The 10523-nt window shown below is 41.4% G+C and carries 15 protein-coding genes; 11 read left to right on the top strand and 4 right to left on the bottom strand.

The genetic code is table 11. From position 1 onward, the window contains the following. The first annotated feature begins 346 nt into the window (after positions 1-346). From panD to LS71_RS09155, 10 genes are all read left to right on the top strand, one after another. On the top strand, positions 347-709 hold the full coding sequence (gene panD / locus LS71_RS09200; protein ID WP_034356467.1) for an aspartate 1-decarboxylase: 363 nt from the start codon (positions 347-349) through the stop codon (positions 707-709). Between the two features lie 14 nt (positions 710-723). Further along, a complete protein-coding gene (locus LS71_RS09195) occupies positions 724-1050 on the top strand; it encodes a YbaB/EbfC family nucleoid-associated protein (RefSeq protein ID WP_034356440.1) in 327 nt (108 codons plus the stop codon). Further along, positions 1043-2110 carry a DUF7488 domain-containing protein gene (locus tag LS71_RS09190; protein WP_052058169.1) on the top strand — a complete coding sequence of 356 codons (1068 nt, stop codon included), beginning with the start codon at positions 1043-1045 and terminating at the stop codon, positions 2108-2110. Before LS71_RS09195 ends, LS71_RS09190 begins: the two co-directional genes overlap by 8 nt. A 26-nt stretch (positions 2111-2136) precedes the next feature. Beyond that, the gene (locus LS71_RS09185) at positions 2137-3009 is read left to right on the top strand and encodes a polyprenyl synthetase family protein (protein WP_034356441.1); all 873 of its coding nucleotides are present in this window, start codon (positions 2137-2139) and stop codon (positions 3007-3009) included. Further along, positions 3006-3797 (top strand): 5'/3'-nucleotidase SurE, encoded by a 792-nt coding sequence (gene surE, locus LS71_RS09180; RefSeq protein WP_034356442.1) that lies wholly within the window; start codon positions 3006-3008, stop codon positions 3795-3797. Before LS71_RS09185 ends, surE begins: the two co-directional genes overlap by 4 nt. Next, positions 3794-4459 (top strand): ThiF family adenylyltransferase, encoded by a 666-nt coding sequence (locus LS71_RS09175; protein ID WP_034356443.1) that lies wholly within the window; start codon positions 3794-3796, stop codon positions 4457-4459. The genes surE and LS71_RS09175 overlap by 4 nt, the downstream gene beginning before the upstream one ends. Positions 4460-4461: 2 nt before the next feature. Next, positions 4462-4656 (top strand): hypothetical protein, encoded by a 195-nt coding sequence (locus LS71_RS09170; RefSeq protein WP_034356445.1) that lies wholly within the window; start codon positions 4462-4464, stop codon positions 4654-4656. 5 nt (positions 4657-4661) lie between these two features. Beyond that, positions 4662-5552 carry a carbon-nitrogen hydrolase gene (locus LS71_RS09165; RefSeq protein ID WP_034356449.1) on the top strand — a complete coding sequence of 297 codons (891 nt, stop codon included), beginning with the start codon at positions 4662-4664 and terminating at the stop codon, positions 5550-5552. Between the two features lie 90 nt (positions 5553-5642). Beyond that, positions 5643-6080 (top strand): DUF3015 family protein, encoded by a 438-nt coding sequence (locus tag LS71_RS09160; protein WP_034356452.1) that lies wholly within the window; start codon positions 5643-5645, stop codon positions 6078-6080. Between the two features lie 103 nt (positions 6081-6183). Next, positions 6184-8283, top strand: a complete 2100-nt coding sequence (locus LS71_RS09155; RefSeq protein ID WP_238700401.1) for an Lnb N-terminal periplasmic domain-containing protein — start codon at positions 6184-6186, stop codon at positions 8281-8283. Between the two features lie 197 nt (positions 8284-8480). Here LS71_RS09155 and LS71_RS09150 read toward each other — a convergent pair whose 3' ends face one another. After that, positions 8481-8873 carry a group III truncated hemoglobin gene (locus LS71_RS09150; protein ID WP_034356455.1) on the bottom strand — a complete coding sequence of 131 codons (393 nt, stop codon included), beginning with the start codon at positions 8871-8873 and terminating at the stop codon, positions 8481-8483. 17 nt (positions 8874-8890) lie between these two features. After that, positions 8891-9328 (bottom strand): copper resistance protein CopD, encoded by a 438-nt coding sequence (locus LS71_RS09145; RefSeq protein ID WP_034356458.1) that lies wholly within the window; start codon positions 9326-9328, stop codon positions 8891-8893. Positions 9329-9416: 88 nt separating this feature from the next. Between LS71_RS09145 and LS71_RS09140 the strand changes: the two genes are divergently transcribed. After that, on the top strand, positions 9417-9998 hold the full coding sequence (locus LS71_RS09140; RefSeq protein ID WP_034356461.1) for a Crp/Fnr family transcriptional regulator: 582 nt from the start codon (positions 9417-9419) through the stop codon (positions 9996-9998). Positions 9999-10038: 40 nt separating this feature from the next. Here the strand turns inward: LS71_RS09140 and LS71_RS09135 are convergent, their stop codons facing one another. Together LS71_RS09135 and LS71_RS09525 are read right to left on the bottom strand one after the other, a co-directional pair. Next, a complete protein-coding gene (locus LS71_RS09135) occupies positions 10039-10305 on the bottom strand; it encodes a type II toxin-antitoxin system RelE/ParE family toxin (protein ID WP_034356464.1) in 267 nt (88 codons plus the stop codon). 18 nt (positions 10306-10323) lie between these two features. Further along, the coding region (locus LS71_RS09525) for a hypothetical protein (RefSeq protein ID WP_194145698.1) at positions 10324-10523 on the bottom strand (200 nt) is incomplete at its 5' end.

Here is a 10523-nt window from a genome sequence, read left to right as displayed (position 1 = left end):
AACTAAAAACTTTGTAATGAAAACCTAAGAGAAGAGACTAGAAGCTCAATCAAATGGGAGTGAAATATTACAGGCTTAAAGCTTAAAGTGGGCTTAGGAGAAAATGAAAATTTACATAAATCCTACAAAGTTTTATCATATCCCGCCCGTGCTTTGCTGCATAATTTCTATACCCTCTTTGATAATTTTTAGCGACTTCTTGCAGCATATACGCTCAAATAACTCGCTTTTATGGACCATCAAACATATCTTTTAAGCCCTAACATCAAATTAATAGACAAAATGAAATACTTTTATGCTAGAATCGCGCCTCACCAAAAGTATAAACCACAAAGCAAGGCACATTATGCAATTTGAAATGCTCTATTCCAAAATCCACCGCGCCCGCGTGAGCGATGCTAATCTCAACTACATCGGCTCAATCACTATTGACAAAGAGCTTGCCCAAAGCGCAAATATCCCCGCAGGTATGAAAGTAGAAATTGTCAATATCAACAATGGTGAGCGCTTTAGCACCTATGTGATTTATGGCGACAAAAAGGGAGAGATTTGCTTAAATGGTGCTGCGGCGCGTAAAGTGCAGGTGGGTGATATTATCATCATTATTGCCTATGCGACATATACACAAGATGAGCTTAAAAACTATCAACCAACTATCGTGCAGGTGGGCGAACATAATCAGATTCTATCAATCAGTAATGACATATAGCGTGGAGGTGCAAAATGTTTGACACAAATCAGTTTGGAGCGATGCTAGGCTCGATGCAAGATTCTATAAAAGAGCTAGAGGAGCAAAATAAGCAAACTACCCTTACAGCTAAAAGTGGCGGCGGGCTAGTGAGTGTGAGCTGTAATGGTAATGGAGAAATTACTGATATTGACATCGACCAAAGTTTGCTAGCAGATAGAGAATCTCTGCAGATTCTGCTTATAAGCGCGCTCAATGATTTGCGCAAAAGCGTGGAGGATAATCGACAATCAAGCGCACTTAATTTGCTTAGCGGACTTGGTGGGGGCTTAAATATCTTTGGTGGAAAGCCAAATGGATAAGCATACTTTAGTATTTTTTAGAATCTGCTTTATTTTTCTTGCCTCTTTGGCGTGTTTGCGCGCGTATGACTATTCGCATTGTATTAAATATTTTAAAGCAGCTAGCACGCCTGTTGGCTCAAGCTATGCCATTAGCCTAAAAAATGGCGCGCAGCAAAGCCATATCTTATTTTCACTAGAGCCACCTCAACATGTAAAAATCCTAAAAGCCGATAGATTTATTGGACTCTACCTTATCGCCCTGCCCCGCACAAAGCAAAGCTATGAGCTGCTCACGCTAGATTCTCGCACATTAAATGATAAAAATTTAGCCTTCATTTCAGCTAGCCCAAAAGTGCATGTAGGGCATATCACTAAGCGACAAAATGGCTTTCTTAATTATGCACACTTTTCAGCGCCCACGCAAGTTAATGGCGTGCTAGGCAATATCTGCTATCAGATTTATGGCTTAGGCGTGGGCAATGGCAAATTTATAGAAAAAAAATATATTGATAGATTTCTTGCGCAAAAGTCCCCATACTATGGTGATTTGGGCATTCGTTTAGAATCTAGCAAGGCTATTGTTAGCACTATTGACCCCTTTATGCCAAATAATCCCTTTGAGCCTAGCGATGAATTGCTCTCCATTAATGGCACAAAAGTCCTAAACAGCGGGCAAGCCGAATGGATTATCAGCAATCTTAAAAAAGATTCTCTAGCTAAAGTAACGCTTAAACGCAAAGGTAAGATTCTCACTCTTAGCGTGCGTGTAAGCCAAAGATATGGAGGCTTTTTGCTAAAAGAGACATTTTTGGAGCGTTTTGGCATTAATATTGATGAAAATATGACCATTGTGTCTATTAATCCCGCTATGGCTGGGCGTTTTAGCCAATTACGCGCGGGCGATAGAATCTTATGGATAAATAAAGAGCCAATTATCACGTCTCAAACCACTAGCGCGCATAAACGCTTTGAAAGGCTTAAATGGCTGCTTTCACAATCTCGTTTTGATGAGCGATTTGAGGGCAAAATGCAGCTTTTAATTATGCGCGATAATCTTGAGATTTTCATCAAAGTGTAAGTGTAAAAATAGAAATGGGAGCAAATATGCAGCAAAATATTTTTGAGATTCTAAAAGATTTTGAGTTATTTCTCATTGAGCAAGCGCCGCGCATTCCAAGCTTTCATTTAGAATATGAAGTGGCTTTGTGGGAGATGATGAAAAATGGTGGCAAGCGCTTCCGCCCTGCCCTGCTCTTTTGCGTAACTAACGCCCTCGCGCCGCAAATGATTAAAAATGCCTATCTTCCCGCACTTGCCATTGAGTGTATTCATACTTATTCGCTTATCCACGATGATTTGCCCTGTATGGATAATGCCTCTCTTAGGCGCGGGCATGCCACTTTGCACACAAAGTATGGGGAGATGCTTGCTCTGCTTGTAGGCGATGGGCTAAATACCTACGCCTTTGCCTTACTTACGGAAGCAAGGCTAGATGCGCAAACAAAACTCGCGCTCATACATGCCCTAGCTCTTAATGCGGGCATTGGCGGTATGGTGCTAGGGCAGGTGCTTGATTGTGCGTTTGAGGATACAAAGCTTTCCCTTGAGCAACTCCAAATCATTCACACAAACAAAACTGCCAAACTTATCGCCACCGCGCTAGAATTTGGCGCTATTATTGCAAATGCAGATTCTAAACTCACTGCTGCGTTGTATGCCTTTGGCTTAGAGCTTGGCATTTATTTTCAATTGCGTGATGATATTATTGATGTGTGCCTTGATACTAAGCAGGCGGGCAAAACTACGCATAATGACGCGCATAAAAATAGCTATGTAAATCTGCTTGGCTTAGAGGGCGCGCAAAAAGAATTTACACGCAAAAAACAAGAGCTTTTGGATAAAATTCATCACTTTGAAGCTCCGCTTTGTGAAAATTTCACTGCACTTTTGCAAGATTATTTTAAGGATATTGTATGAAAAAAATTCTACTTACTAATGATGATGGCTTTGAATCTAGCGGCTTACTCGCGCTAAGAGAGGCTTTAAGCGATATAGCGCATATTATGATTGTAGCGCCTGCAAGCGAAAAATCCGCCTGCGCGCATGGGCTAACTCTCACACGCCCGCTAAGCTTTGTGCGGCTTGATGATGATTTTTATAAGCTTGATGATGGCACGCCTAGTGATTGCGTGTATTTGGCTCTAAACACGCTGTATAAGGATTTTAAGCCTGATTTGGTAGTATCTGGCATCAATTTAGGCTCAAATATGGGAGAGGATATTACTTATTCTGGCACTTGTGCAGGGGCTATGGAGGCGTGCATTCAGGGCGTTCCCTCACTAGCTATCTCACAAATTATGGACGATAGAAATCGCACAAAACATTGTGATTTTTCCCTTGCCAAACAAGCCATTAAAGACATTATTACAATGATTTTTGAAAAAGGCTATCCGCTAGGGGAGCGCAAATTTCTTAATATCAATATCCCGCCCATTACCCCGCAGGAATGCAAAGGATACAAAATCACGCAAATGGGTTATAGAATCTATGCCGATGAAGCACACCTGCATCGCAATCCACGCGGGCAAGAATACTACTGGCTAGGCTTGCACCCGCTGCAATGGGAGGAGCGCAAAGATACGCTATATGCCAATGGCTCGGATTTTAAAGCGACATTTGAACATTATGTGTCCATTACGCCAATTAAGCTTGATATGACAAGCTATGAGGATAATGCCAATCTCTGCTCGTGGATAGATAAATGAGTGAAGTAATTGATAGATTCACACGCTCGCGCATTATTTTTGGCGCGCATTTTGAGCATTTGCAAAGTAAAAGCGTGGTGTTGTTTGGCGTTGGTGGCGTGGGGAGCTTTGCACTAGATTGCCTCTATCGCAGTGGCGTGCAGAATATCACCATTGTGGATAAAGATTACTTTGATGTAACTAACCAAAACCGACAAATCGGCGCAGAGCATGTGGGAGAATCTAAAGTGCATGTATTAGCCGATATGTATAAGGGCGTAAAGCCCATAAATGAGCGCGTAAATGAGGAATTTCTCCATACCTTTGATATTATGACTTTTGATTATATAATTGATGCCATTGATGATATAAATGCTAAAGTGCAAATCGCGCAAATTGCTGCAAATAAGCCATTTGGCAAGTATCTTGTCTCCACAGGTAGCGCAAAAAAATTAAGCCCCCTAAATATTCGCGTGGATAATATTTGGAAAAGCTATGGGGATAAATTCGCGCGCAAATTGCGTGATAATCTCAAAAAAGCAAGGGTAAAAAAGCCTTTCAAAGCCGTCTTTAGCCCTGAAGTGCCACGCTGCAAGCCACTAGGCAGCTTTAGCGCTGTAACGGCGAGCTTTGGGCTAACCATTGCAAGTGAGATAGTTCAAGATATACTCAAGGAGGATTAAAAATGGATTTTGATGATTTGCAAGATTTAGATGATGAATATGAAGATGAATTTGACAATGAAGAGGGCTATGATGGCTACGAGGAGGAATATGGAGAGGATTATGATGAGGACTATGAGGGCGATGAAGACTACTCATACAATTATGATGATGACGACTATGCCAATCCTGATAGCGAATATGATGATGAGGAGTAGATTCTATGAATACCCCCTCACACATTAAAGTCGCGCTTTTGCAGCAGGCATACAAAGGCAGTAGAGAAGCGATGATAGAATCTAGCGCGCGTATGATTAAAGAGGCTGCAGATTCTGACGCGCAGCTTGTCGCACTGCAAGAACTGCACACGCGTGAATATTTTTGCCAAAGTGAAAATTCACGCTTTTTTGACTATGCTAGCGATTTTGACGCAGATAGAGCCTTTTTTAGCGCGCTGGCAAAAAAACACTCCATTGTGCTGCTCACTTCACTTTTTGAAAAGCGCACAGCAGGCATTTATCACAATACCGCCCTTGTGTTTGAAAAAGATGGCTCACTTGCTGGCAAATATCGCAAAATGCACATTCCTGATGACCCACAATTTTATGAAAAATTCTATTTTACTCCGGGCGATTTGGGCTTTGAGCCTATTTGCACGAGTCTAGGCAAGCTTGGCGTGCTTATCTGCTGGGACCAATGGTATCCTGAAGCGGCGCGCATAATGGCGCTAAAAGGTGCGCAAATGCTCATTTATCCCACAGCCATTGGGTGGTTTGATGAGGATAGTATAGAGGAGAAAGCAAGGCAAAAGCAAGCGTGGATTGCCGTGCAAAGGGGGCATAGCATTGCTAATGGCTTACCTACTTTAGCCATTAATCGCGTAGGTTTTGAAAAAGATATAAGCGGTGTGGGCAGCGGAATACGCTTTTGGGGTTCAAGCTTTGCCTTTGGTGCGCAAGGCGAACTTTTAGCGCAAGCTAGTGAGGAGGCAGAGGAGATTTTATATGCGCATATTGATTTAGCGCGCAGCGAGGAGGTGCGCCGTATGTGGCCATTTTTGCGCGATAGACGCATAGAATCTTATGATGAAATACTTAAACGCTTTTGTGATTAACAATCATTTTTTTGTACTATTTGCCTATTTTTTTTTTTTTGGTAGAATGCGGCGTTTCTTTTGAAACATATCCCACAAAAAGGACAGATGATGAAAAAAATTCTTGTTAGCTTGGCTCTTAGCTCAAGTTTGGTAAGCGGTGTTTTTGCTGCGGCAAACACTAACACAGGTTGCGGTCTTGGTTCATACCTTATCGACAAGCAAGGTCTTATTTGGAATCTATTGCAAGTAACTACAAACAGCACTTCTTGGAACCAAACATTTGGTATCACTTCAGGAACACTTGGCTGTAAAAGTGGCTCAATCGCTATGGATAGCCGCACACAAGAGTTTGTAGCTGCAAATATGGACTCTCTTTCTCAAGAAATCGCACAAGGTAAAGGCGAGCATCTTGATACACTTGTAGAGCTTTTGAATGTAACAGAAAAAGAAGCATTTAAAGTAGCACTACAAGAAAACTACAACAAACTCTATGCAAGCAAAAATGCTCAAAGCGCAGATGTGCTTGATGGAGCTGCTTCTTTATAATGCCTCTCCTCTAGATTCTATAGAATCTAGAGGGCATTCAAGAATTTTATTCATTTAATCTATGCGTTTTTTATCCCCATTAATTTTAATTTATATCTTTAGTTTGGCTTGTGTTTTTGCGCAAGATATTCAGGAAAATATTCATTATGCGGCACTAGATTCTATAAAAGCAAATTCCACTGCCCCAGATTCTAACGCTTTAGATTCTCATGCGCTAGATTCTATAAATACAGAATCTGCAGACTCTCCAAATGTATCACCCACTCAAGCAGATTCTATAACTCCAGCGCAAATGCAAGCCATTGAGCATTTGCTGCAGCAGGCGCGAGAATTGCATTTAGCAGACACAAAAGAGTGGAAAGATTTATTACACATCGATAAAAATACAAGCGAAATTATTTCACCCTACTTTTTTCTTACGCCGCACTTTGCAGATTCTAAGCACCTAGCCCAAGATGAGCTTGAGGCAAGCATTAGGGCATTTTATCAGCCTGTAAGTGAAATAGTCGTGCCTCAAGCCATTATTGATAAGCGCAAAGTAGTGATTGAGGAGTATAAAAAATATGATATAAAGCTCCCCACGCGTTCCATTGAGCCACAAGATTATCACGCGCTATGCCGCTTCCCCGCACGATTTGCCTATCTCTCAAAGCATTTAGATTTTACGCATTTGCCCAAACTAGATTGCGCAGAATTTAAAGCTATGCTAAATTATATCGCGCCCACAAAGGCGAGCATGATTTTCCCTTCAGCGCATATTAATTCGCCCGCCTCGATGTTTGGACATACATTTTTGCTGCTAGATTCTGTATTTCAATCCCGCCTACTCGCCTTTGCAATAAATTATCAAGCCGATGCCGACCAGAGCCAAGAAAATGCCTTTATTTTCGCATTTAAGGGACTTTTTGGATTCTATACAGGGAGCTATGACATACTGCCCTATTATAATAAAATCAAAGAATACTCAAACACCGAAGCACGCGATATGTGGGAGTATGAGCTTAATTTTAATCGTGATGAGATTATGCAGCTCTATAAACATATGTGGGAGCTAAGCGATGGCTTTAGCTCATATTATTTTTTCCATAGAAACTGCTCATATAATGTGCTGTGGCTGCTTGAAGTCGCGCGCCCTAGCCTAAAATTACGCCATGAGTTTATCTATCAAGTTAATCCGCCAGAGACCATTTTTGCCCTGCAGCGCGCTAATCTCATCACAAACTTTACCTATCGCCCAAGTAAGCGCACCAAGCTTTATGCGTATGAAAAATTAATGAGCTTTAAAGAAGTAAGCATGGCAAAAAAGCTTGCCAATACCGCGCTAGATTCTGTGCAAATGGCGCAAATGCTTGATAATCCCGCGTTTAACACACAAAGCAAGCAATATATTTTAGAATCTGCTATGGAATTAAGCGAATATCGCTTCATTAAGGGCAAGCTAGAAAAAGACACTTACACGCATATTGCCCACGAGCTTGCCTCTATGCGCTCAAAGCTAGGTGCAAGCACGCCTGTGCCAATTAAAGAGCCTGCTAATATTTTGGAGGGTAATCGCAGTTTGAGAATAACGCCCCTTGTGCTAAATAACGCGCAAGGCACGCACCCAGCGCTTGATTTTCGTATCACTTTCCATGATATTACCGATAATGACATAGGTTATCTCAAAGGCTCGCAAATTGAGTTTATGCGCGCGCTAGGCTTTTATGATACTAGCACGCATGATTTTAAAGGCGCAAAGATTTATGAGCTAAATATTTTATCCATTGCCTCAATAGCGCCTATGGGCAAATTTTTTAAACCCTTTTCCTATCGTTTAGAAACGGGCTTTAACCGCACTTTTAATGACACATCTTTGCATTATTTTGCAGCATTTGGCGGAGGATTATCGCTTGATTTTGGCGATATTGCCTATGCGTATTATATGCTTGAGCCGACATTTTTTGTCAATATGCATAAGGGCGATTTTGCGCTTTCTTCGGTGCTTGGCATAGTGGCATCAAATAATGCACGCCTTAAATTTACTGCCGAATATAAATTTAGAGCTTATAGCCCAACGCACTTTAACCACCTACTTGACACTACTTTTAGCATTAATCTCAAACAGAATCTCGCCCTGCTTGTTAGAGTAAATTTGCTTAATAACAATGTGCGCGCTAGTGATTTGCACCCCACAAGTATGCTAGGTATAAGGCTATATTTTTAGCCTTTGGCTTTTAAAAGGCGCGCAATTATGCGAGATTGTATGCCCTCACTTAAAAAGCATATACACCTTATAGCACATAAACGCGCAGAGCAAAACAAAAGCTATTAATCCAAATGCGCTCTCCACTTCTACCCTCCAACTATTTGCCCTATAAAAAATTGCTAAATCACCTAAATGCGCGATTGCTACACAAAACTTTAATGATTATACCCGCTCTCATAAATCATATATTGAAATCGTTGGGCTATCATCTGTGCGCGGTGCAGGATAATCGCCACAGGCTCATCGCTCTCATACACTTCTTTCAAACTCTCCTCAAAAAGTTTGAGCCAAGTGGCAAAAAATTCGCGCGGAAATGGTGGCAACTCCAAATGCGCCTTGAGCGGCTGTCCATTATAATCCCCGCTACTTAAGAGCATACCCTGCCAAAAGCTTGCAATCTTTGCCTTATGCGCGCTCCACTCCTCCTCGCTTGTGCCAATTTTATTATTAAAAATATCGCCTAGCCCTGTTTTATCCGCGCGTATCTTGCCATAGAAAATATCCATAAGCCTGCGGATAGAATCCATATCAATGTCTTTATGCTTCATCGCCACTCCTTAAAAGTTTAGAGATAAAATGCGAGTTTTGCAAGGATTACGATGCAAAATCCAAGCACCAAAACTGCAGGGTGAATGATACCACCGATAGGGTTTCTTACACCTAAAAATTTGCACACAAGCGAAGTGATAACCATCGCCACAATGCAGAGCGCTAAGCCCACTTTAATCACAAGCAGCATTTGCAAATGTGTCTCAAAAAATCCCTGCGAGCTGCCTATGTAGCGGCTTATCATCGCGCCACCTGTGATAACTAATAACAACACACATATGGGCATAATTTTTACGCCCCGTCTCATAATAATGCTAAAGATTCTATCCGCTGCCTCATCGCCAAGCAGCCTCCTTAGTGGAGAAAGCAAGACTACATCGGTAAAAATATAGCCCAAAAATATAATGGCGCATATTAAGTGAATTGTTAAAAAATATGGATATAAAGCCTCCATTGCCAATCCTTTATATTAAAATTACGCGCAATGCTAAGATAAAATGATTGAAAAAAACTTGATTATTGTTAAGATTAAAAGGACAAATATGCAAGAGCTATTCCAAACACTAAGCCAAATCGGGCGCAAGCGCCACTATAGCGCGGGGCAGATTCTATTCTTTGAAGGGCAGGAGGCGAGATATTTGTTTTTACTCCTTAAGGGCAAAGTGCGCCTGTATAAAAGCAAAGAAGACATTCATCAAACTACCCAACGCACTATCCACACGCTTAGCGCGCCTGAATTTATCGCCGAAATGCCCTTTTTTATGCAGCTCTCATACCCTGCAAATGCCGAATGTATCGAGGATTGTGAGATTATTAGCATAAGTTTTGAAAGCTTTCACGCACATTGCCTGCAGGATAATCAAATATGCTTGCTATTTATCGCTTCACTCTGCCAGAAAGTGCGCATTTTAGAATCTCACATCGCCCAATCTAATCAAAATCTACAATCGCGCCTTTTGCATTACCTCAACACGCACGCACACAAGCTTGCCACGCTTAGCCAACGCCACATCGCAAAGGAGCTAAGCATTAGCCCAGAATCGCTATCACGCGCGCTTAAAATGCTTAAAAATCAAGGCAAAATCACCACGCACAAGGGCAAAATTAGTCTGCTAGATTCATGAATTTTGCTAATTTATCACAGCTATAGAATCCAGCCCGGAGCTAAAATAGGTCGCTATGACTGCCTAATGCGATGCAGGCTAGCACTAAGATGTCTTCGTGTTTTTGATAGATTAAAAGCAAATCGGGCTTTATGTGGCACTCTCGAAAGTCTTTATATATGCCTTGTAGTTTATGGTCTTTGTATCGCGGCTCTAGTCTCTCTCCTGCAAGCAGTTTTTCTATTATTTTGAGTGTTTGCTCTTTGTCTTTGGCAGACAACTTCTTGTATTGTTTATCAAACCGCTTAGTAGTCTCAAGGTTATACATGTTAGGCTCTTTGTAATTTTAGCTCTGCATAGCTTTTTTAAATGACTGAAGACTATCCCACTTGGTTATGTTACCCTCTTGCAAATCTTTCAGTGCCGCTTTTAGCGCGCCGTCTTTTTGCTTTTTAGCACTTGGCTTAGTTGTTATTTTGGCATTTGTTAGTTTTGCTACGCTTTTAATCGCCTTGGCTAAATCTGTGCTTACATTTTCTATAATCA

Origin of the sequence: Helicobacter jaachi (assembly GCF_000763135.2) — a bacterium.
GTDB lineage: Bacteria > Campylobacterota > Campylobacteria > Campylobacterales > Helicobacteraceae > Helicobacter_C > Helicobacter_C jaachi.
Note: the sequence above shows the minus strand (reverse complement) of the source record. Positions and strands in the feature narration are given on the sequence as shown.